At 63.4% G+C, this 21090-nt stretch carries 20 protein-coding genes; 11 read left to right on the plus strand and 9 right to left on the minus strand.

Going from position 1 to position 21090, the window contains the following annotated elements; all coding sequences use genetic code 11:
• Window positions 1–20 precede the first annotated feature (20 nt).
• A complete protein-coding gene (locus tag DAES_RS17815) occupies window positions 21–164 on the minus strand; it encodes a hypothetical protein (RefSeq protein WP_013515402.1) in 144 nt (47 codons plus the stop codon).
• A 77-nt stretch (window positions 165–241) separates the two neighbouring features.
• Here DAES_RS17815 and cbiR point away from each other — a divergent pair, with 77 nt between their 5' ends.
• From cbiR to polA, 4 genes are all read left to right on the plus strand, one after another.
• Window positions 242–1045 carry a cobamide remodeling phosphodiesterase CbiR gene (cbiR, locus tag DAES_RS12540; RefSeq protein WP_013515403.1) on the plus strand — a complete coding sequence of 268 codons (804 nt, stop codon included), beginning with the start codon at window positions 242–244 and terminating at the stop codon, window positions 1043–1045.
• Window positions 1042–1551 carry a bifunctional adenosylcobinamide kinase/adenosylcobinamide-phosphate guanylyltransferase gene (locus DAES_RS12545; RefSeq protein WP_013515404.1) on the plus strand — a complete coding sequence of 170 codons (510 nt, stop codon included), beginning with the start codon at window positions 1042–1044 and terminating at the stop codon, window positions 1549–1551. Before cbiR ends, DAES_RS12545 begins: the two co-directional genes overlap by 4 nt.
• Window positions 1552–1554: 3 nt before the next feature.
• Window positions 1555–2550: a DHH family phosphoesterase gene (locus DAES_RS12550; RefSeq protein WP_013515405.1), complete on the plus strand. Its 996-nt coding sequence runs from the start codon at window positions 1555–1557 to the stop codon at window positions 2548–2550.
• A gap of 86 nt (window positions 2551–2636) precedes the next feature.
• The gene (polA, locus tag DAES_RS12555; RefSeq protein WP_013515406.1) at window positions 2637–5300 is read left to right on the plus strand and encodes a DNA polymerase I; all 2664 of its coding nucleotides are present in this window, start codon (window positions 2637–2639) and stop codon (window positions 5298–5300) included.
• An 82-nt stretch (window positions 5301–5382) separates the two neighbouring features.
• Here the strand turns inward: polA and DAES_RS12560 are convergent, their stop codons facing one another.
• From DAES_RS12560 to DAES_RS12570, 3 genes are read right to left on the minus strand one after another with little or no spacing between them, the layout of a single operon-like run.
• Window positions 5383–6183 (minus strand): sulfite exporter TauE/SafE family protein, encoded by an 801-nt coding sequence (locus DAES_RS12560; RefSeq protein WP_013515407.1) that lies wholly within the window; start codon window positions 6181–6183, stop codon window positions 5383–5385.
• Window positions 6184–6239: 56 nt separating this feature from the next.
• On the minus strand, window positions 6240–7262 hold the full coding sequence (locus DAES_RS12565) for an alpha-hydroxy-acid oxidizing protein (RefSeq protein ID WP_013515408.1): 1023 nt from the start codon (window positions 7260–7262) through the stop codon (window positions 6240–6242).
• Window positions 7259–7987 (minus strand): FadR/GntR family transcriptional regulator, encoded by a 729-nt coding sequence (locus DAES_RS12570; RefSeq protein ID WP_013515409.1) that lies wholly within the window; start codon window positions 7985–7987, stop codon window positions 7259–7261. Before DAES_RS12570 ends, DAES_RS12565 begins: the two co-directional genes overlap by 4 nt.
• Window positions 7988–8317: 330 nt before the next feature.
• Here DAES_RS12570 and DAES_RS12575 point away from each other — a divergent pair, with 330 nt between their 5' ends.
• Entirely contained in the window at window positions 8318–8632 is a 315-nt protein-coding gene (locus tag DAES_RS12575) for an SLC13 family permease (RefSeq protein ID WP_013515410.1), read from the plus strand.
• A gap of 71 nt (window positions 8633–8703) precedes the next feature.
• On the opposite strand, the gene DAES_RS12580 is transcribed toward DAES_RS12575, so the two are convergent.
• Window positions 8704–9918 carry a metallophosphoesterase gene (locus DAES_RS12580; RefSeq protein ID WP_013515411.1) on the minus strand — a complete coding sequence of 405 codons (1215 nt, stop codon included), beginning with the start codon at window positions 9916–9918 and terminating at the stop codon, window positions 8704–8706.
• A gap of 718 nt (window positions 9919–10636) precedes the next feature.
• Here DAES_RS12580 and DAES_RS12585 point away from each other — a divergent pair.
• From DAES_RS12585 to DAES_RS12610, 6 genes are all read left to right on the plus strand, one after another.
• On the plus strand, window positions 10637–11347 hold the full coding sequence (locus DAES_RS12585; RefSeq protein ID WP_013515412.1) for an anaerobic ribonucleoside-triphosphate reductase activating protein: 711 nt from the start codon (window positions 10637–10639) through the stop codon (window positions 11345–11347).
• Window positions 11295–13352: a ribonucleoside triphosphate reductase gene (locus DAES_RS12590; protein WP_013515413.1), complete on the plus strand. Its 2058-nt coding sequence runs from the start codon at window positions 11295–11297 to the stop codon at window positions 13350–13352. Before DAES_RS12585 ends, DAES_RS12590 begins: the two co-directional genes overlap by 53 nt.
• A 309-nt stretch (window positions 13353–13661) precedes the next feature.
• Window positions 13662–14975 carry a multiheme c-type cytochrome gene (locus tag DAES_RS12595; RefSeq protein ID WP_013515414.1) on the plus strand — a complete coding sequence of 438 codons (1314 nt, stop codon included), beginning with the start codon at window positions 13662–13664 and terminating at the stop codon, window positions 14973–14975.
• Between the two features lie 33 nt (window positions 14976–15008).
• A complete protein-coding gene (locus DAES_RS12600) occupies window positions 15009–15671 on the plus strand; it encodes a hypothetical protein (RefSeq protein WP_013515415.1) in 663 nt (220 codons plus the stop codon).
• Complete coding sequence (locus DAES_RS12605) at window positions 15668–16501, plus strand: formate dehydrogenase subunit gamma (protein ID WP_013515416.1); 834 nt, start codon at window positions 15668–15670, stop codon at window positions 16499–16501. Before DAES_RS12600 ends, DAES_RS12605 begins: the two co-directional genes overlap by 4 nt.
• 195 nt (window positions 16502–16696) lie before the next feature.
• Complete coding sequence (locus DAES_RS12610; protein WP_013515417.1) at window positions 16697–16948, plus strand: hypothetical protein; 252 nt, start codon at window positions 16697–16699, stop codon at window positions 16946–16948.
• Between the two features lie 41 nt (window positions 16949–16989).
• Here DAES_RS12610 and DAES_RS12615 read toward each other — a convergent pair whose 3' ends face one another.
• From DAES_RS12615 to DAES_RS12630, 4 genes are all read right to left on the minus strand, one after another.
• Window positions 16990–17205 carry a YgaP family membrane protein gene (locus DAES_RS12615; RefSeq protein ID WP_013515418.1) on the minus strand — a complete coding sequence of 72 codons (216 nt, stop codon included), beginning with the start codon at window positions 17203–17205 and terminating at the stop codon, window positions 16990–16992.
• 153 nt (window positions 17206–17358) lie between these two features.
• A complete protein-coding gene (locus tag DAES_RS12620; protein WP_236608411.1) occupies window positions 17359–19044 on the minus strand; it encodes a M14/M99 family metallopeptidase in 1686 nt (561 codons plus the stop codon).
• A gap of 46 nt (window positions 19045–19090) precedes the next feature.
• Window positions 19091–19795: a hypothetical protein gene (locus DAES_RS12625; protein WP_013515420.1), complete on the minus strand. Its 705-nt coding sequence runs from the start codon at window positions 19793–19795 to the stop codon at window positions 19091–19093.
• Window positions 19792–21051 carry a L,D-transpeptidase family protein gene (locus DAES_RS12630; RefSeq protein ID WP_013515421.1) on the minus strand — a complete coding sequence of 420 codons (1260 nt, stop codon included), beginning with the start codon at window positions 21049–21051 and terminating at the stop codon, window positions 19792–19794. The genes DAES_RS12625 and DAES_RS12630 overlap by 4 nt, the downstream gene beginning before the upstream one ends.
• Window positions 21052–21090: the final 39 nt, after the last annotated feature.

The raw sequence follows: 21090 nt of genomic DNA on the forward strand, positions 1-21090 counted from the left end.
GGGGCAGCCCTCGCCTCCCGCTAGAGAATGAATCGATAAAGCCCCCGCTCGTAGACGCGGCAGACGCCCCTGGCAAAGCCCAGGGACACGCCCGCCTGCCGGAGACGGCAATAGACATGGAGTGGGTTGAAGACATGCTGGCAGAACTGACGAAACGGTTTCATGGGCGTACCCCCCGGACTGGCTGTTTCCTCTGGAACCGTGTCGTGCAAGGCCCATGCCCGGAGAGAATAATCCAACAATGACCAATTGCCCCCACCGACCAGCCGACCCTGCCAGGGAAATATCTGCGCACACGCGGCACGAAACCGGCGCAGCCAGGCTCCCCTTCACCCTGGCCGCGCCCTCCTTTGTCATCCCGGCAGGCGTGGCTGAAAACGCCCGGTTCCTGGCCCGGCACTTTGCCGAGATCGGCCTGCTCTTTTTCGAGACCCGCGCCTGCCTCGACTACACCGCAGCGGACCTGCCGCCCGACCTGGCCGGGCTGCCCGTCTCCTGGCATGTCCACCTGCCGCTCGACCTGCCGTGGCATCAGGGGATGGACGCGGCCTGGGAGGCCATGGCCCGGCTCATGGACAAGGGTGCCTTTCTGCGGCCACACGCCTGGGTCCTGCACCCGCCCGGTGCGCCGGGCCAGCTGGCCGGGCTGGCCGCGCGGCTGCGCGACGCGGGCGTGGACCCGGCGGACATCCTGCTCGAAAACGTGGAGGAGTCGGACCTGTGCGCCCTCTGGGACGAGGCGCGCGCGGGCGGCTTTTCCACCTGCCTGGACCTCGGCCATATCCTGGCCTACGGGCAGGACGCGGTCCTGGATCTGCCCGGCCTGTGGCAGACGGTCAAGATGCTCCATGTCTACGCACCCGGCCAGGGCGGACGGCACGCCCCGCTCGACCGGCTCGACGCAGCGGGCCAGTCCCTGCTGCGCACCATGCTCGACCGGTTCCAGGGGAGCACCGTGACCATCGAGGTGTTTGACAAAACGGGCCTCTTCGAGTCCATTGCCCTGATTGGCTCATGGCTGGAACGCTGGGAGGCAAAAAAATGATCACCCTGATTCTCGGCGGCAACAAATCCGGAAAATCCGACTTTGCGCTCGATCTGGTGGCAAAAGGACCGGGTCCGGCCCTGTTCATCGCCACAGGCAAGGCCAAAGACCTCGAATTTCGCGAGCAGATCCGGCTCCACAGGCAAAGTCGCGGTCCCGGCCTGGAGGTCGCGGAGGTGGACAAGGGGTTGCCTCAAAAGCTCGGACAGGTTAAATTGTCCTTTCCGACCGTGGCGGTTGACAGCCTGGACTATTGGCTCTTCGCCTGCCGCGAGGCGGGGTGTGAAGATGACAAGGTGCGGGAATTTCTAGAAGTTCTCAGGGATTGGAGCGATAGTGAACTGGTGCTGGTCTCCTGCGAGGCCGGGCTTGGGCCTCTGCCGGTAGGCAGCGGGGTCCGGGCGTTCATCCGGAGCCTGGGCGCGCTCAACCAGAGCGTTGCCAGGGCGGCGGACAGGGTTGTCCTGATCGCCGCCGGGCTGCCGTTAACCCTGAAACAGGGATAGGTTGTGGCACTCTTCAGACAGCTGGACGAACAGGTGGAGCAGCTGCTGCGCCTCTTCAACAAGGATGAGAGCTGGCTCATCATCATCAACGCCGACCCGGACGCTCTGGGCTCGGCGCAGGCGCTACGCCGTATCATGGCCCGCAAGGTGAAAGCCGTGGGCATCGGCCAGATCAACGAGATCAAACGGCCCGACAACCTTTCCATGATCCGCTACCTGCGCATCCCCACCAGAAAACTCATCCCCAACCTCGCTGCCCAATACGACAAATTCGCCCTGGTGGACTCGCAACCCCATCACAGCCCGGAGTTCGCCTCCTACACCTTCTCCATCGTCATCGACCACCATCCCGTGGTCAAGGAGAACCCGGTCGAGGCCGCCTTTGTGGACATCCGGCCCAAATACGGCGCGGTCTGCACCATGATGACCGAGTATCTCTACAACATGAAGATCAGGCCGGGCAAACTGCTGGCCACGGCCCTGCTCTACGGCATCCGCTGCGACACGCGCACCTTTGAGCGCGAGTTCATCGACGCGGACATGTCCGCCTTCAAGTACCTGAACAAATTCTCGGACTCCAAGCTGCTCAACCGCATCAGCCGCAGCGAGTTCCACCTGGACTGGATGCGCTATTTCTCCCGCGCCTTCTACAACCTGCGCCGCATCGGCCACGGCCTCTACGCCCACTGCGGCACCGTGGACAACCCGGACATCCTGGTCATCGTCACCGACTTCTTCACCCGAGTGCACAACGTCCCCTGGGTGGTGGTCTCCGGCGTGGCCGACGACAAGCTGGTCTGCATCCTGCGCGGCGACGGCCTGCGCCGCGACATGGGCAAGATGGCCCAGAACCTGATGAACGGGCTGGGCAGCGCGGGCGGCCACAAGCAGGCCGCACGGGCCGAGGTGGACCTGGCAGCCCTGGACGGTGAAGACCCGGAAATCTTCATGCTCAAGCGGCTGGGCCAGGGCAGAAAATCGACCATCCACCGGCTGTGACGGCCAAGGGCCCAGCCTTGCTGACCGCCATCCGCCACTCCATCCACAGCGGCTGAAACAGCCCGACAACCAGCCGAGAGTTCGCCATGTCCCTCAAAGACCGCCTGCGCTTCGACAAGGAACCCGTCTATCTCATCGACGGCACCGCCCTCTTCTACCGCGCCTTCTACGCCAGGACCGACCTCGCGCGCGCCGACGGGTTCCCCACCAACGCCATCAACACCACCCTGCGCGTGCTCCTGAACATGCTGCGCGACGAGAACCCCCGGTACGTGGCCTTCATGATGGACGGCAAAGGCCCCACCTTCCGCCACCAGCTCTATGACCGCTACAAGGCGCAGCGCCCGGCCATGCCCGAGCCGCTGGCCATGCAGATCGAGCCGGTACGCCGGGGCGTGGAGCTGCTCGGGGTCAGGCTCCTGGTCTCTGACGGCGTGGAGGCGGACGACTGCATCTGCGCCCTGGCCAAGCGCTACAAGCAGGAGCGGCCCGTGGTGGTCGTGGCCTCGGACAAGGACCTCAAGCAATGCCTGGACCACAACGTGGTCATCCTCAATCAGGCAGGCAAGACCGAGAAGATCATCACCCTGGAGAGCTTTCGCGAGGAAGAGGGCATGGAGCCGTCCCAGTGGCCGGATTTCCAGGCCATCATCGGCGACTCGGCGGACAACATCCCCGGCATCCCCAAGGTCGGCCCGGTCACGGCCCGCAAGATCATGGAGACCTGCCCCACCCTGGAAGCCCTGCGCGACAACTGCGCCGCCCTGCCCGCCAAACTGCGCGAAAAGGTCGAGCCAGAGCTTGAAAACGTCTTTCTCTATCGCGAACTGACGCGCATGAAGACCGACTGCTGCGACCAGCCCCTCGATCACTTCGCCCTGCAACCCATGGACCTCGACGGCCTGCGCGCCTTCCTGGACGAATACGAGCTGCGCGGCCTCAAGCAGGCGTTGCCCAAAACCTCTGCCCCTTCGGGCAAGCCCGGTGCGTCAGGCAGCGCATCGTCCAAAACGTCGGGCGGGGCATCGCCCCAGGCAGGGGGCCAGTTCTCCCTGTTCGGCGCGCCCATGCCCGCCCCGGCCCAGGACGACGAACCGCCTATGACCGAGGCGACTAGCACGGACGCCCTGCCCTCGCTGGCCGGGGAGGACGTGGGCCTCGTCTTTGAGGACAACGCCTTTTTCATCGGCATGGAAGGCCGGGAATACCGCTACACAGGCCCGGCGGACGCGCTGGCCCGCGCTCTGGAGCACGCCTCTGTCATCGCCACGCCCAGCGTGCAGGATTTGCTGCGGGCAGACGCGGCCTGGGGATATCTGCTCTCGTCCCAGTGGTTCGACCTCAGCCTGGCCGCCTACCTGCTCGACCCCGAGGCGCGCAACTACACCTGGCCGCGCCTGCGCCAATCCCTGTTCCAGGATGGCCGCTCCGAGTTCGCCGAGCTGGCAGCCACCCTGCACCCCAAGGCCAGGGGACTGGCCGCCCTGGCCTACATGCGCGGCATCCGGGGGCAGGTGGAGTCGGCCCACCTCTCGACCCTCATGCGCGATCTGGAAATCCCGCTCATCCCGGTGCTGGTCTCCATGGAGCAGGCAGGCATCGGCGTTGACCTCGACGCCTTTGCCGGGTTCCTCGACGATGTCAGCACACAGCTCGACGAGCTGACCCGCTCCATCATCCGCCACGCAGGCGAGCCGTTCAACATCCGCTCCAGCCAGCAGCTGGCCGCCATCCTCTTTGACAAGCTCGACATCAAGGAGGGCAACAAGACCGCCACCGGGCAACGCTCCACCGCCAACCAGGTGCTGGAGGCGATCCGCAGCCGCCACCCCATCGTGGAGGACATCCTCGAATACCGCATGCTGGAGAAGCTGCGCTCCACCTACCTTGAGCCGCTGCCCAAGCTGGTGGGGGAGGACTCGCGCCTGCACACCCATTTCAACCAATTGGCCACGGCCACCGGGCGGCTCTCCAGCTCCCAGCCCAATCTGCAGAACATCCCCATCCGGGGCAAGCACGGCCCGCGCATGCGCGCCTGCTTCATCGCCGGGCCAGGGGCCATGCTGGCCGCCGCCGACTACTCGCAGATCGAACTTCGGGTGCTGGCTCATTTCTCCGGCGATCCGGCCCTTATCGACGCCTTCCGCAACGACGAGGACATCCACACCCGCACCGCGGCCCTGCTGACCGACAAGCAGCCGCAGGACGTGCTGGCCGACGAGCGGCGCAACGCCAAGACCATCAACTTCGGCCTCATCTACGGCATGGGCCCGCAGAAACTCGCCCGCGAGCTGGACATCACGGTCAACCAGGCCAAGGAATTCATCGAGCGGTACTTCGACAAGCTGGCCACCCTCAAGGCTTACTACGACACCATTGTCAAGGACGCGGAATCGCACGGTTTTGTCACCACCCTGGCCGGTCGGCGCAGGCTCCTGCCCGAGCTGCACTCGCGCAACACCCAGCTGGTGTCCCAGGCCCGGCGGCAGGCCGTGAACACGGTCATCCAGGGCTCGGCTGCGGACATCATCAAGATGGCCATGGTCGCGGCCCACAAGGACAAGGACCTGGCCGCCCTTGGCGCGCACGTCATCCTCCAGGTGCATGACGAACTCATCATCGAGGCCCCGGAGGCCAGCATCCGCCCGGCAGGCGAACGGCTCAAGACCATCATGCAATCCGTGGCCGACCTCGCCGTCCCCCTCAAGGTGGACCTCGGCCTTGGCCGCACCTGGGCCGAGGCGCATTGATCGGGTTGAACGCTTTTCGCAATGACAAAGGCCGCCCCCTTTCCGGGAGCGGCCTTTTCATTTCATGCGGTGCAGCAACCCGCTACATGAACACCGTCCAGAGCATCCTGCTCCCCACGAGGATGAGCAAAACGGCGAAGATACGCTTGAGCTTGTCCACGGGCAGGCTGTGGGCCAGCTTGGCACCCAGGGGGGCGGTGAGCACGCTCATGGCGATGATGCCGAGGAAGGCCGGGATGTAGACATAGCCGATGTGCGGGCCGGGAATGCCGTCCACGTTCCAGCCGCCGATGACGTAGCCCGTGGTGCCTGCCAGGGCGATGGGCAAGCCCACGGCTGCGGCGGTGGCGATGCATACGTGCATGGTCTGGTTGCACCAGGAGAGAAAAGGCACGGTCAGCGTACCGCCGCCGATGCCAACCAAAGCCGAGAAGATGCCGATGCCCGTACCCGCAGCAGAGGTGCCGACCACGCCGGGCAGCTCACGATGCGGTTTGGGCTTGATGTTGAGCAGCATCTGGATGGCCACATAGTAGAGGAAGAAGCCGAAGAACGCCTTGAGAAACCCGGTGGGCAGGGCCGAGGCGAGCATGGCCCCGAGGTAGGTGCCGATCACGATGCCCGGAGCCAGCCGCCAGAACGCGGGGTAGTTGATGGCCCCGCGCCTGTGGTGGGCGTACATGCTGGAGAGGGAGGTGAAGATGATGGTCGCCATGGAGGTGCCCAGCGCGATGTGCTGGATGTGCATCTCGGGGAAGTTCTGCAACTCGAATGCGATGTTGAGCATGGGTACGATGACCAGCCCGCCGCCGATGCCGAGCAGCCCGGCCAGGATTCCGGCCACGGCACCAAGCACGATATAGAGGATGTATGTCGTCAGCATTTATTCTCCGGCCCGTGCCGATGCCGGGCAAAAGGTCTGCTAGAGGTTGCCGCGCGCTAGCCGTTCCAGATGACGCGGGGGGTGACCGAGGCAATGTCTGCCGAGCCGGTCAGGACCATGGCCTGGATCAGCTGCCCCTTGAGAGCGGCCAGATACTTGACCACGCCCTCGCGCAATCCGCCCACCGCGGCCACGGACACCGGGCGGCCGATCATGACCGCGTCCGCGCCCAGGGCGAGCATCTTGAGCACGTCCGCGCCGTCGCGCACGCCGCCGTCCACAAGTATCGCCAGCCTGCCCCTGACCGCCGCCGCCACCTCGGGCAGCACCTCCACCGTGCCGGGGGTGTGGTCGAGCACACGCCCGCCGTGGTTGGAGACCACGATGGCGTCCGCGCCCACCCGCGCGGCCAGGAGCGCCTCGTCCGGGGTCATGATCCCCTTGAGGATGAACTTGCCGCCCCAGCCGTGGACTTCCTCGATGATCTTTTCCAGTTCAGCCGGAGTCTTGGGCGACACGGGCCGGCCCATCTGACGCAGGGTGACCAGCCCGGCGGCGTCCACGTCCATGCCGAAAATCGAGCAGCCCGTGGTCCGCGCCTTGTCCAGCTTCTCGGCCAGTTCCGGGCCTTCCCAGGGCTTGATGAACGGGATGCCATGGCCGTCGCTGGCGCTGATGGCCGCGTAGCCGGACTCGTGGATGACCGGGGGCACGCCGTCGCCGGTACAGCCGATGACGCCGCTGTCGCGGCAGCCGCCGACCACGGCCTCGATGTACTCCTCCTCGCTCACCCCGCCGCCCATGTTGAAGGACACGCCGCCGATGGGCGCGGCCAGCACGGGCATGGCCAGATCAAGGCCGAGCAGGGATACGGACGTGTCCGGCGCGCTGACATCATGCACCAGACGCATGTTCAGCCTGACCCCGGCCAGGGCCGTGACATTGTTCTTGAATGAAGCTGCGGTGCCGAGCCCGCCCATGCCGGGCACCTCGCCCGCGCACGCCTTGCCGTCGCAGACCTTGCACACGCGGCAATATCCCTTCATCAGTTCTCTCGCCCTTTCGCGCGTTTCCTTCATGATACCTCCGATGGTGTTTGATGCCCGGAGTAGCGGCTCCCGGCAAAGACAATGGCTTCGATTTCCTCAAGATGATCGCGCATGGCTTTTTCGGCCTGCATGACGTGACCGCCCCGGACCGCCTCGACAATGGCCCGGTGCGCGGCCAGCGACGCCTCCTGCCGCTCGCGCGACTGGAGTCCCTCCACCCGGCTCTGATTGAAATCCTCGTGCAAGACCTTGACCATCTCGCACAGGATCACGTTGCCCGCTGCCTCGGCCAAAAGCCCGTGCAGCAGCAAGTCATGATCCGCAGTCGGCTCCCCGGCGCGCACGGCCCGCTCCTGGTCGGCAAAAGCCGCCTCAATGCGGGCGATGTCGCGCGGGGCCGCGTGGCGCGCAGCCAGGGCCGCAATCTCCGGCTCGATGAGCCTGCGCACCTCAAAAATATCGCGCAGGGCCGGACGCCCGCGCATGATGATCCCGGCCAGGGTGGAGACAAACCGCTCGCCGTCCACCTCCCGGACGTAGGTGCCCGCGCCCTGGCGGCTCTCGACCATATCCTTTTCGGCCAGGGCCTTGATCGCCTCGCGCACGGTGTTGCGCGAGACCTCGAACATCCCGGCCAGGGTCCGCTCAGGCGGCAGCCTGTCACCGGGCCGCAGTTCGCCCCGGTCGATCATGCCCTGGATCTGGAGCACTATGTCTCCGTAGATGCCCTTTCTGCTCACCGGCCTGACTTCCATGCTCCTCCCCTCATCTTGCCGGGACCCCGTGTCCCGATCTCCTCCGGCGCCACTCTCGGACACCACTCACCGCCGCCCCGCAAGAGCAGCCGAAAACCCCAGGCCAGCCACTCTCCACAGCTCTTGAATTGGTTGGACCAGTGATCCTGTTAGACCAATTGTCAACCCTCGTCAACCCCGCCCAGCCAAGCATACGCCACCTCCGCCGATTCGGAAAGGCCGGGTGCGCACAGAGCGGAACCGCCCCTTGACATTGCCGCCACACTCTTTGATTCTCATGATGAGCCACCTTTGGCGCGCGAACCGAACCATCCCGGCATGAGGTCGGCCATGTCACCAGATATCCTTGTCGTTTCCCTGATCCTTGCCGCCGCCATCATCCTGCTGGTCACCAAGAGGCTGCCGATCGATGTCACGGCGCTTGGCATCATGGTGGCCCTCATGGCCGCAGGGCTGCTCGCCCCTGCCGAGGCCGTGGCCGGGTTCGCCAACCCCGCGCCCCTGGCCGTGGGCGCGCTGTTCGTGGTCAGCCGCGGGCTGGTGCGCACCGGTGCGCTCGCCTTTGTCACCCCGCTGACCATCAAATACACGGACGGCAGCGCGTCGCGCCTGCTCCTGCTGACCCTGGCCAAAGACCAGAAATGACAAGGCCCGAATCCGTTGCGGACGGATTCGGGCTCTTTTGACGAGGGGCAGGGGTCTTCAGAAATGGGCGATCAGACGATCTGCCGCAAGGTGTGCAGCGTGATCTCCGGGGCCGTGCCAAGGCGCATGGGCGGCCCCCAGTAGCCGGTGCCGGTATTGACATAGAGCAGGGTGTTCTCGTGCCAGTGCAGGCCGCGCACATAGGGTTGGAAGAGATGGATGGCCAGGGTCCACGGGAAGAACTGCCCGCCGTGGGTGTGGCCAGAAAGCTGGATGTCGAACCCGGCCCGGCTGGCCTCGTAGATCGACATGGGCTGGTGGGCCAGGAGGATGGACACGTCGTGGTCGGGGGCGGCGGCCATGGCCGCTGCCGGGGACGATGCGTGGGCCGGATGGATGATCGGGGCGCGGTAGTCGGCCACTCCGGCCAGGAGGATGCGGCCCTGACCGGTATCGATCAGGGTGTGCTCGTCCACCAGAGGGCGCATGCCCAGCCGGGCCGACTCCTCAAGCCACGCCTCGACCCCGGAATAGTACTCGTGGTTGCCGGTGCACAGCCAGACCCCGTGCCGGGCCTTGAGCTCGGCCAGGGGGGCCACCTCCCGGCGCAAGGCGGACACGGAGCCGTCCACCATGTCACCGGTGTGGACAACCATGTCCGCGCCCAGGGCGTTGACCTCGTCCACCACCATGCGCATCCAGCCGCCCCGCAGGGTGGGGCCGATGTGGGTGTCTGATATCTGGGCAATGGTGAAGCCGTCGAGCCCGGGCGGCAGGCCGGGCACGGACAGATCGTTTTGGACCACCACGGGATTTCGCCGCGCCTCGAAGATGGAATAGCCGGTCAGGGGCATGGACACGGCCAGGATGGCCGCGTTGGAGGCGTTGAGTACGAAGCGCCGCCGCCCCATGTCCGGGGCGCACGAGGCGCGCACCGCACTCCGGCGAGCGACGCGCCGCGCCCGCTCGCTCAGGGCGCATTTCACCCCGGTCGCCAACCGGCTGGCGAGGATGGGCAGGTCGCGCAGGAGCATGAACATCACGACCATGGAGACCAGTCCGAGAAAGACGAAGACCACCCAGTTCAGGCCCTCGAAAAGCATGCTTTCCGCGCCGTCGGTGCGCAGGCTCCTGGCCAGGCGCTGGCCATACAGAAGCGCGGCCACGGCCAGCCAGGCCGCGAACCGTCGGCCCCGGCTCACGGGCAGGGGCATGATCATCCGCCAGCCCAGGTACAGGGTCAGCAGCGTGGCGACGGCAAGAACGATGTAGGACCACATGGCCATGTGTTTCAGCTCCGGTTGGATTGGGATGATTTTTATATGATGGGGACCGGGACGGGCCTTGTCAATGCACTGCACAAGACTGCACGCCCGGCCTGGAACCGGACCGCCCCCGGCGCAGCAAGTCCCATGCCGCAAAACCAGCGGGAAATCGGCCCGCCCCGGACACGCGCCCACCCGCCCTAGGGGTTCCTGGACTGACAGGCAAACCGGGAAAATGTCACGATTTCATTGTTCCTTGCGCTGTGGAATGGAGCCAAAAAATTGTTCCCAACCCGTACCCCTTGTGGTAAGTCAGTTTCACCCGCGCGACACCCCGCTTTTCCATACCATCCACCCTGCCCGCTGTCGAAAACCGATCACATCGGAATCAGCGACTTTTTTTTCTAAACTTGTTCTAGAAAAAAGTTAAATATATGGGCAAGCAGAGATTGATCACATCTGTTGATAACTTTTTGTGAATTCTAATAAACGCCAATAATCGCCTGTAATCGCCAGCCACGGCTTGGCTGGTCATTTTTTTCTCAAAATCCCCCTGTACAAAAAACACCGTGTGAGATATCTATGCAGACATGTTCCGGCAGCTTCTGCGGCCTTTGGGAAGAGACTCCGGAACCGCGAGCGACACTGTGCAGGGGGAGCATTCGTGCCGTTCGAGCCGACACCCTCCCGGCGTTGCGACCGGGCATATTTTTTTTCGAGCATGAGGAGAAAGGGGAGAATGATGCGGATAAACGAACCCGCCGAGGCCTGGAAATACGTGCGCGGTTTCGAGAACCTGAGCCTATGCGACTGGCCCGGTCTCCACTCCTGCATCATCTTTCTGGGCGGCTGCAACCTGCGCTGCCCCACCTGCCACAACGGACAGCTCGCCTGGGACATGCACACCCTGCCTATCATCGAACCCCCGCGCATCAAGGCCTATCTGCGTGATCGGGCCGGATGGCTGGACGGCGTCACCGTCACAGGCGGGGAGCCCACCACGGTGCCCGGTCTTGCCGGGCTGCTCTTCGAAATCAGGCAGTCGGGCCTGCCCGTCAAGCTCGACACCAACGGCATGCGGCCTGACATGGTCCGCGAGCTCTTGAGCCTGGGGCTGGTCGATGTCTTTGCCGTGGATGTCAAGGGCCCCTTTGCCAAATATCCCGCCCTGACCGGCCACGCCGTGTCCGAGATCGCGGCCAGGGCCAACCTTGAGCGCATCTTCGGCCTGGCCGCTGCCCGGCCCGAAGCCTTCTACTTCCGCACCACCCAGGTGCCGGGCCTGACCGAGGACGACCTCGCCACCGCGCGTGGCTATCTGCCGCCGGATTTCACACTGACGATTCAAAAGTATGTACCCCCTCATACCCATGTGCCCCCAAGGAGGACGCAGGAGAATGCCCAGCCAAATCATGAAGAGAGACGGCCGGTTGGAAACGTGGTCAACTGACCGCATCGCCCAGGCCATTTTCAAGGCGCTCGCCGCCAGCGGGATCAAGGACCCTCTCCTCGCCAAACGCCTCGCCAGAAAAGTCGAGAAGAAACTCGACGGGATGGAGATTCCCGAGCAGGAACACGTCCAGAACACGGTCGAACAGATTCTCATGGAGTCGCGCCAATACGACATCGCCAAGAAATACATCCTCTACCGGGAGAAGCGCCGCCAATTGCGCTCCCAGAAGGCGGCTTACCTCGACATCAAGGATGTCATCGACACCTACCTTGATCAGGCCGACTGGCGCGTCAATGAAAACGCCAACATGACCCACTCCTTCCAGGGCCTCATGCTCCACCTGTCAGGCACGGTCCAGGCGCGCTACGCCCTGGAGAAGTATCCCGAGGAGATCCGGCAGGCCCACGAGCACGGATATTTCCATATCCACGATCTTTCCTTCGGCCTGGCGGGCTATTGCGCCGGATGGTCCCTGCGCGACCTGCTCCTTGAGGGCTTCAACCTTGAGGGCCGCGCCTCGGCGGGTCCGGCCAAGCATTTTGACACCGCGCTGGGGCAGATGAACAACTTCCTGGGCACCCTGCAAAACGAATGGGCCGGGGCCCAGGCCTTCAACAACGTGGACACCTACCTCGCCCCCTTCATCCGCCACGACAAGCTGTCCTATGATCAGGTGCGCCAGTGCATGCAGAAATTCGTGTTCAACCTGAACACCACCTCGCGCTGGGGCGGCCAGTCGCCCTTCACCAACCTCTCCTTCGACCTCGTGGCCCCCAAGCACATCGCCAGCGAACCGGTCATCATCGGCGGCAGGCTCGACGACACGCTGACCTACGGCGACTACGCGGTGGAAATGGCCATGATCAACAAGGCCTACATCGAGGTCATGCTTGAGGGCGACCACCACTCGCGCATTTTCTCGTTCCCCATCCCCACCTACAACGTCACCGAGGACTTTCCCTGGGAATCCGAGATCGGCGAACTGCTCATGCAGCTGACCGCCAAGTACGGCGTGCCCTATTTCCAGAATTTCATCAGCTCGGACCTCAAGCCCGAGGACGTGCGCTCCATGTGCTGCCGCCTCCAGATGGACCTGCGCGAGCTGCGCAACAAGACCGGCGGTCTGTTTGGCGCGGGCGACCTGACCGGCTCAATCGGCGTGGTCACCCTGAACCTGCCCAAGCTCGCCTACCTCGCCCAAAGCGAGGACGACTTCCTTGAGCTGATCACCGAATACGCCGGGCTGGCCAAGGATTCGCTGGAGTACAAGCGCAAGGTCATCAACAACAACCTCGACGCAGGCATGTTCCCCTGGTCCAGGCGCTATCTCAAGAACGGCTACAAGGGCCATTTCTCCACCATCGGCCTGCTCGGCGGCCACGACGCCTGCCTCAACCTGATCGGCAAGGGCATCGAGACCGAGGGCGGCGTGCGCCTCATGCGCCGGGTGCTCAACCATCTGCGCCGCCTGACTGCAGCCTTTCAGGAGGAGACCGGCAACCTCTACAACCTCGAAGCCACACCCGCCGAAGGCACCAGCTACCGCCTGGCCAAGATCGACAAGGAACTCTACGCGGACATCAAGACCCAGGGCAACGGCACCCCGTACTACACCAACTCCACCGCCCTGCCCGTGGGCATCTCCAACGACGTGCTCTACGCCCTGGAACACCAGAACCAGCTCCAGCCGCTCTACACCGGGGGCACGGTGTTCCACACCTTCCTCGGCGAGGCGGTGACAGACCCCAAATCGCTCAAGAACTTCATTCTCAAGGCGTTCACCAAGACCAAGATACCCTACATCTCCATCACGCCGACCTTCTCCATCTGCAAGGAACACGGCTACATTCTTGGCGAGCACTTCGATTGCCCCACCTGCGGCCAGGAGGCCGAGGTGTACACCCGCATCGTGGGCTACTACCGCCCGGTGAGCCGCTGGAACAAGGGCAAGCAGGAAGAATACACCGACCGCGTGGTCTTCAGCGACTGCCTGTGCAGCTAAAGGAACAGAATTTCCCCAAGCCCCATTGAGGAGTGGGGTTTGAGGATAGTGGAATGTGAGGCCTTTGACGCGCATGCGTCAAAGGCCTCGCGCATTTCCTGCCCCCCGAACGACTGTTATAAATTCCCCGTTCTCATTGACACGTCGTCTCCTCAGTGTATGTGTGAGATACTTTGGGGGATGCCCTGACTCGCTCTTTTATTACGATTCCGCACGAGGCGCGACCAACTGCGAACACCGCAGTGCGACCTCATGTCATTTCGGCCGAATGGGCGCCTCTGCAAATGCAACACACGGGGGGAGTGGATTATGACATGCAGACATATCATTGTTGTGGGCACGGTCCTGATCATGTCCGCGCTGCTTTCGGCCTGCGGGCGCGAACCGTCGGTGGACATCAAAGCCGTGAAGGCCCAGCCGAAGACCTTCATCGGCTCGGACACATGCCGCAACTGCCACCTTGAGCACTACGACTCGTGGAAGACGACCCTGCACAGCCGGATGCTGATCGACGTGAAGGAAAATCCTCACGCGATTGTTGCGGACATGAACCCGGAGTTGATCCGGGCCGATCTCGAAAAGATCAAGGACAAGCTGAAGGTGCCCGTGGAGGACATCTACATTCCCGACCCGGCTGAGATTCTCTACGTCATCGGAACCCAGTGGAAGCAGCGGTATGTGATCAAGAAGGGCGAAACCTTCCATGTGGCGCCGGTGCAATACAACGTGGCATCCAAGCGCTGGGTCAACTACTATGAGGACGCTTGGGACAAGCGCGACTGGCTGGTGCGTTGCGGCGGCTGCCACGCCACCGGCGTGGACCTGAAGAACAACACATTCTCGGAGTCGTCCATTGGCTGCGAGGCCTGCCATGGCCCCGGCTCGCAGCACACCGCCCTGCCCAGAACGGCCCTGTTTGAAAAGCGGGAAACCATCATCAACCCGGCCAAGCTCACGGCTGGCGTGGCCGTGCAAATCTGCGGCTCATGCCATACCCGCGGCAACTCCAAGGATCCCGACTTCAAGGAAGCGGGCTGGCCTGTCGGCTTCACACCGGGCATGGTGCTTGAGCCCATCTATGAAAACTCATACGACAAGGCAGACATGCGCCGACTCTATCCCGATTTCGCGTCCCGTTCCCATCATCAGCAGTACATCGACTGGATGCAGTCCAAGCATGCGGAGCAAGGGGTAACGTGTACATCCTGCCACTCCGTGCATCGCATGGGCATCGCTCCCACCCGCTTCCAGACCAAGGAGGCTGGCTCAAGTCAGTGCCTGAGCTGCCACACCATGGTCAACGCCAACCGGGCGCACTCCATCCATTCATTCGCCAACTGCCTGGGCTGCCACATGCCGCGCATCGCCAGCACCGCAGAGCCCAACGACATCCGCAGCCACACCTTCAACGCCAGGGCGCCCATGGACGCCATCGCCAACCCGGCCCTGCCGAACTCCTGCCAGATCTGCCACTACCACAAGGAAGACAGTCTGCAGGAACTGCAGCGCAAGTACGAGATACTGACTCAGCTGCCCCAACCGCAAGGGATGAGCATTCCTGCGGTGACCCGCGACACCTTCGCCCTGCCGGATTCCGATGGCAACACGGCGAATACCCAGTAGGCCCGGAGGCTGATCGCAACCCAGGGGGGAACCATGTTGAAGACAAGCTTGCCACCCCTGCTGATCCTGCTGACACTCCTCCTGCCCCTGCCTGCGGCGGGTCAGGAGGAGATGTCCTCCCGATACTATCGGTATCGCAGCACGGAGATGAGCACGGGGGTCTACGAGGAATATGAAGTCCGTCCGCGCGGAGCCCAGGGACGCGCCGACGGGGCGCGACAACAGGGGCGTGGCCTGAACAGAATTGCCGACGAGGAAGGCCGGGCGTTGAACCGGATATTCCTCAACGACGCCCACCGCGGACTCGCCTACTATGAGCAACGCCGGTGCGTGGATTGCCACGCCCGGGAGGCGGAAAACAACCGGCACTATGTGCGTTACGGCATCACCTGCAGGCAGTGCCACGGCGACGAGCCCATCGCCAGCAGCAACCACTTCTTCTCGCGGCTCAACAGTCTGCGCAGGCACACCCACGTCTGCGCCAAGTGCCATGAGGGGGCTGGTGTCTCATTCGCCCTTTACGTCGTGCACGAGCCCAACCCGGCCAGCGCTTCCACCCTGGAGGTCATGCCCGTGCTCTCCTACGCCTTCTGGATCATGATCGCCGTGGCAGTAGGGACATTGGCCCTGTTCCTCCCCCACACCGTCTTGTGGGGGGTCCGCGAACTCCTGGCCCGAAAGGAGGGAAGAAAGTGACGACAGCTGCCAAGACCCGGATACTGCGCTTCACACCGACGCAGCGCCTGTTCCATCTGACGCTCATGCTGACCTTTTTGATCCAGTCCGCCACCGGGCTGGCCAGAATGTATCATGAGACCAGCTGGGGGCAAGGGCTGGCGAACCTTTTCGGCGGGTTCTCCAGTGCCCTGACCATCCATATCGCCGTGGGGATATTCATGGTCTGCGCCTTTGTGATCCATCTGGCCTACGCCATTTTCCTGATCACCAAGCGCGGAATTGCCGCGGGCCTCAGAGGCCCGGACTCCCTAGTCCCCGGCCCGGGCGACATCAGGGAATTCATCAGCCATCTGCAATGGATTCTCGGACGGTCCGATCATCCGCGCCTCGACCGCTGGGGATATTGGGAAAAATTCGACTACTGGGCCGTGTTCTGGGGCATGATCCTCCTCGGCGGCACCGGATTGTTGCTGGCCAGCCCGCTGGCCTCCAGCCAGGTCGTTCCAGGATGGGGACTCAATGTCGCCTTCTGGGTGCATCGGATTGAAGCAATCCTGGCCATGGCCCACATATTCATCATTCACTTCTTTGTCGCCCATCTCAGGAGGAGCCATTTTCCCATGGATTCAGCCATGTTTGATGGCAGTGCAGACCTGGAGACCGCTCGAAGCGAAAGGTCCGCATGGATTGATCGGCTGAGTGCATCGGGTGAACTTGAGGAGCGGCTGACGGTGGCCCCGCCCGCTCACAGGAAGATTCTCCACCTGATCGCGGGACTCGGCGCCGTTGCGGTTGGCCTCTTCCTGCTCGTGGGAAGCCTGGTGCACGCGACCCGCATAACTTGGTAGGCAGGAGCAGGCCAGCCCTTTGGTGCACAGCGAGAATAGGCCGTTCCCTCCCCATACGATGCAATCCGATTCCGATGCCTCCGGCGCGCCCGCGTCGGAGGCATCGCGCATTGCAGAGGAATAATTGGCTGGCGTTGGACATTTCTCCCCTTCAGGGGACTGTTCCGCCATGTTTATTTTTGATAGAGTAACGTCATGAAGTGTCCACGTTGCGGCAAGATCATCACGGCGGCGGCCGCCGCCTGCAGACACTGCGGGGCGCGCATCGCCAAGCCCTGCGAAAAGCTCACGCGCAGGATGACGGCCAATGGCCGCATCGCCCTGGCCTGCGGCGGATTGCTCATCCTCATGGCCGTCGCCGCGCTGCTCGCCGGAGCCTACCCTCTGGGGCTGTTCCTGGCCGTCATCGGAGCCACCTTCACCGGCATCGGCAAGATGATGAGCTGATCAGGGGCGTACGCCGACAAAAGAGCAGACATTCCAACGGATCATTCAGGCCGTTGCCCGCTGCAATCGCACTCCCGAAAACCCAGCTTGCGCAGCACGGCCATGCCGGGGCACCAACTGGTAAAGGCCGACTGGAACAGGTTGACGCCCACAATGGCGGCCAGCAGCAGCCACAGGCGCGAATAGCCGAAGGCCAGGACCAGACTCAGCAGCACCAGGAACCCGGCCAGGGCGCGGGTGATTCTCTCCACCGTCATTTCCCCATCCTCCTTGCTTGTTCGAAACAGAGACACACTGCCAACCATAGCACCCCTGCCCGGCCAAGGGAAGCAGGGCTGCGGAAAATGACGCCGATCCCCGGCGAGACACAGGGAGCGGGCCTCGACAGCCGTCAGCAGGGCGCAGGGGGCTTAGTTGGTTGAGGCTGGCGTCCGGCTGGCGAGCCCGCCGGCAGTGAAGGTCATGGTCCCCAGGCCGCCGAATGTGGTTGCCTGACGCATGGTCAGCTCCAGGGGCTGGGAATACTTGACGGTGAAGGGCGTGGCCGTGCCCAGCGGACGGGTGCCGGTGGTGGCCATGAGCTTGTCGCCGGGGCCGTTGCTCCAGGCATCCTCAAGCACGTACTCCCCTTCGGGCAGGAAATAGCTGCCTCCCGCATTCCACGGGATGAGCAGGGACTGCCCGCGGGTGTCGGCCAGACGCAGGGCGAACACGGTCCGCGGCTCGATATCGATCATGAAGGAGGCCGAGGGAGCGCCCGGAGTCTCGCGCACCACGCGGTAGCGGTCAATGCCGGGAACGCCCGATTCAACGCGGTAGTTGCGCAGAAAGTTGTCGGGATCAAGGACGATCTCCCATCCCATGTCCTGCCCGTTGTTGGCCCAGGGGATGGCCACGAATCCCTTGAGATTGATGATCTCCTGCTTGTCGCTGCCCCACACTCCCTCAAGGATGATCTGGTCGCCGAGCACGGTGTGCAGCACCTCGCCGTCGCGCACGAACACGGGATTGCCGTTGAGCCAGCAAACGAACACGGTCTTGTCGTCGCTCCCGGCACCCGGCATCCTGCCGGACCAGTTGACGCGGGTGGTGGCCACGGCCTTGCCGTCGCTGCGCAGCTCAAGCTCGGAGAAGGGCTCAAGGGCCATGCGCCGGGCATTGATCAGGTTGACTCCCGGACGGTCCGAGGCGAACAGGGCCAGTTCAGGCGCAAACTCCCTGGGGCCGGATGACAACTCCTTGACCGCCAGGGTCGAACCGGGGGTGAGGTTGATGACGCTGCCGCCAGTCATGACACGCCCGTTGACGCTGACGCTGACGCCCGTGGCCGCATAGGCGCGGACCTCCTCGTCAGTGAAGGCGGGCGGAGTTATCTGGACGCCGAGATGGCGCAGGAGCATGACCGTGGCCGCGAGCTGCTGCCGCACCTTCCATTCGATCTGCCGGATGCTCTTGCTGACCTCGACAGCCATGGCCGGAATGCCGTGCTCGGACAGGGCGTAGCAGGTCAGGGACTTGCGCATGTCGGGATAGTCCGTTCCCTGTTCGAAGGTCCGGGTGTTGAAGAGCTTGAACTGGTAGTCGCTGGTGGGGATGGTGTCGTTGAGTTCCTTGAGCACGGTGTTGACGGTCCGGGCGAGATCGACCTTGCCGTAGGACAGCGCATCGACAATGATGGACTGGCCGTACCGCTTGGGATTGCGCAGGGGGTCGATGTAGACGGGATTGTAGAACCCGCTGCCCTCGTGCAGATGGATGAACGCGTCGCTCTGGGCCAGCAGGAACCGGATGACGCGGGCCACGCGGTCCTCGTAGAAGCGGTTGTAGTCCTGATCGAAGCGGCGGTTCATGTCCACGTTGATCTGCCGCTTGCCCTGGTGGATGGAGGGCACGTTGGCCCTGGGCAGGACCAGCAGATTGCCCCGGACGGCCTTGGCCTGGGTCAGGAGCTGGGCAGTGATGAATCCGGCGGTCTCATCGCCCTGGATGCCGCCCTGGACCATGACTGTGGGGCCGGGCAGCTCCCCCTGGATGAAGACGGCACGCAGCGGATATTGGGTGCCAGAAAAAAAGGAATGCTCCCATGTCCCTGCCATGGCGGAAAGGGCCAGGGCGGGGAAAGCCAGGAACGTCAGGGGCAGGCTAAGCCAGGATAAGATACAAAGGATACGTTTCAGCGAAAATGACATCCCCGTCCTTCCCCTTGATTTCCAACCTGAGCCCGAACATGTCCTTCTGCTCCAGCCCGTCCGGCATGATGAAGGAGGTTTGGATGCGCTTGAAACGCTGAATCTGGAAACTCAGGTCACTGGTGTCGGTCTTGGCCACCTGGGTGGACCCGTCCTTCTTGACAAAGGCGATGGCCGCCTGTCCCACCACGGCCCTGGCCGATTGGAGGTTGTTCAGGTCGAAACTGACGGTCATTTTGCGGCTGGTCACCTTGGCCTGAAGATTTTCCACACTCACCAGTTGGGTGTCCACGCGGGTGAATATCCGGTTGAGGTCGACTATCTCCTGGGGTTTTTCCCGCTCCAGCTCGCCGGTGCCAGCCGAAACCAGGGATTGCAACTCGGCGGGATCATACGACTGGAGTATCTTCTCCATGTTCCCAAGCCGCTCGAGACGGACCTCGGCATCGACCAGCCGCTGTTCCAGACTCTTGTTTTCAGAACGCAGCTCAACATTTCGCTTGACCCCGCGCACCCCCGTGTAGATGCCGCCCGCAGCGCACAACAGCAGAAATATCTGACTGAAGGCAAAGACCTTGAGCCAGAAGGGGCTGATGCGGTACCGGGTCACATCCCGGTCATCCCGCATGAAGAGTACGCTGTATTTGGAGTTGCTCATCGTGCCCGTTTCCACTCCTCGCTGTCGATCTTCCAGGTGCTGCCATTGGGGGTCAGGATCAGTGTCTTGAGGCCGATATCAGAATACCCGCCTTCATCGGCGAAGGTTTGCAAAAAGGCGACTTCAAAGCCGCTCGGATGCGGTTTCACCCGAAAATCATCAACATCAAGAGTAACAGGCGCGGTCCTGGCCCACAACGTCTTTTTGTGCTCGGCGATGAGGGTCGCGCCCTTGCGTTCGTCCTGCACGGCCTGCTCGGCATAGAACGCCCTGTAGGCCTTGAGGTCCATGCCCAGCCACGCCGTCCTCCACGCATCGACCAGAACCCGCAGCTCCCCGGTCTTGGCGGCCACGTATTTATCGGTCAGGTCTTCGCTGGCCGGGGTGTACTCCCGCCCGACGATGCGCCAGCGGCCTTCGGCGTCCTGCTTCCAGTAAAACCGCTTGCCCGTGTTGGTGGCCAGTCCTGGCGTGCGGTAGTACTGATCGAACCAGGTCACCCAGTAGTCCGGCCCCGGCACGGCATGGATGTTGTCCACCATGACGTGTATCCAAGGCTTTTTGCTGAAGACGGTACGTTTGTGAGCCGCAAAGGTGCTGAAGCCGTACTGCTCGGACAGGCTCATGAGGACCGGGTCGTAGTGGGAGAAAAATGCCTCGCCGCGCCCCTCCCAGTCACTGGCCCACTGCCTGAGCTGGCTGGCCAGGGTCTCGGCCACCGCGTCCTGCCCGCCCGGATCCTGTGTCCAGGACAGGCCATCGGCAATGACCACCGGGGTGCCGTAGGCGATCTCGCGGGCCACGTCGCGCATGTCGGGCACCTTGAGCGCCACGCAGCCCTGGGTGTCGCGCGGCACAAATTCCTTGCCCCGGCCATGTATCCAGATGCCGCCGCCGGTCTTGCCCTTAATGCGGTCCACAGGATTGGGATAATTGAGCGCATAGGCGATGTCGCCATAGAGGCCCCATTCGAGCTTGCGCTTGATCCGGTGGCCGACAAAATACACACCCTCCGGGGTGCGCAGGTCGCCCTCCACCCGCTTGTCGCCGTCCGCCTGCCCCGTGGTGCAGGGAAAGCGGCGGATCTCCCGAAGCGGGCTTTGCCGCTCAAGCATGATCAGGGTCTGGGCCGTCTTGTCCACGGCCACGAGCCGGGGCGGCCCATAGGCGTGGGATGTGAGGGTGGGCACCCATCCCTCGGCTTGAGCCGGGATGGAACACAGGATATATGCTAGGACAATGACAAGTACTCTCATGCTGTTCAGACAGCTCCTTGCCCTCAGGCTTCCTTCCCC

Source organism: Pseudodesulfovibrio aespoeensis Aspo-2 (assembly GCF_000176915.2).
Classification (GTDB): Bacteria; Desulfobacterota; Desulfovibrionia; order Desulfovibrionales; family Desulfovibrionaceae; genus Pseudodesulfovibrio; species Pseudodesulfovibrio aespoeensis.

Bases quoted from the DNA above. Each gene is read 5' to 3' on its own strand.
- DAES_RS17815 (WP_013515402.1), bottom strand. From the start codon at position 164: ATGAAACCGTTTCGTCAGTTCTGCCAGCATGTCTTCAACCCACTCCAT.
- cbiR (WP_013515403.1), top strand. From the start codon at position 242: ATGACCAATTGCCCCCACCGACCAGCCGACCCTGCCAGGGAAATATCT.
- DAES_RS12545 (WP_013515404.1), top strand. From the start codon at position 1,042: ATGATCACCCTGATTCTCGGCGGCAACAAATCCGGAAAATCCGACTTT.
- polA (WP_013515406.1), top strand. From the start codon at position 2,637: ATGTCCCTCAAAGACCGCCTGCGCTTCGACAAGGAACCCGTCTATCTC.
- DAES_RS12560 (WP_013515407.1), bottom strand. From the start codon at position 6,183: ATGCTGACGACATACATCCTCTATATCGTGCTTGGTGCCGTGGCCGGA.
- DAES_RS12565 (WP_013515408.1), bottom strand. From the start codon at position 7,262: ATGAAGGAAACGCGCGAAAGGGCGAGAGAACTGATGAAGGGATATTGC.
- DAES_RS12570 (WP_013515409.1), bottom strand. From the start codon at position 7,987: ATGGAAGTCAGGCCGGTGAGCAGAAAGGGCATCTACGGAGACATAGTG.
- DAES_RS12575 (WP_013515410.1), top strand. From the start codon at position 8,318: ATGTCACCAGATATCCTTGTCGTTTCCCTGATCCTTGCCGCCGCCATC.
- DAES_RS12580 (WP_013515411.1), bottom strand. From the start codon at position 9,918: ATGGCCATGTGGTCCTACATCGTTCTTGCCGTCGCCACGCTGCTGACC.
- DAES_RS12585 (WP_013515412.1), top strand. From the start codon at position 10,637: ATGATGCGGATAAACGAACCCGCCGAGGCCTGGAAATACGTGCGCGGT.
- DAES_RS12590 (WP_013515413.1), top strand. From the start codon at position 11,295: ATGCCCAGCCAAATCATGAAGAGAGACGGCCGGTTGGAAACGTGGTCA.
- DAES_RS12595 (WP_013515414.1), top strand. From the start codon at position 13,662: ATGACATGCAGACATATCATTGTTGTGGGCACGGTCCTGATCATGTCC.
- DAES_RS12600 (WP_013515415.1), top strand. From the start codon at position 15,009: ATGTTGAAGACAAGCTTGCCACCCCTGCTGATCCTGCTGACACTCCTC.
- DAES_RS12610 (WP_013515417.1), top strand. From the start codon at position 16,697: ATGAAGTGTCCACGTTGCGGCAAGATCATCACGGCGGCGGCCGCCGCC.
- DAES_RS12615 (WP_013515418.1), bottom strand. From the start codon at position 17,205: ATGACGGTGGAGAGAATCACCCGCGCCCTGGCCGGGTTCCTGGTGCTG.
- DAES_RS12620 (WP_236608411.1), bottom strand. From the start codon at position 19,044: ATGGCAGGGACATGGGAGCATTCCTTTTTTTCTGGCACCCAATATCCG.
- DAES_RS12625 (WP_013515420.1), bottom strand. From the start codon at position 19,795: ATGAGCAACTCCAAATACAGCGTACTCTTCATGCGGGATGACCGGGAT.
- DAES_RS12630 (WP_013515421.1), bottom strand. From the start codon at position 21,051: ATGAGAGTACTTGTCATTGTCCTAGCATATATCCTGTGTTCCATCCCG.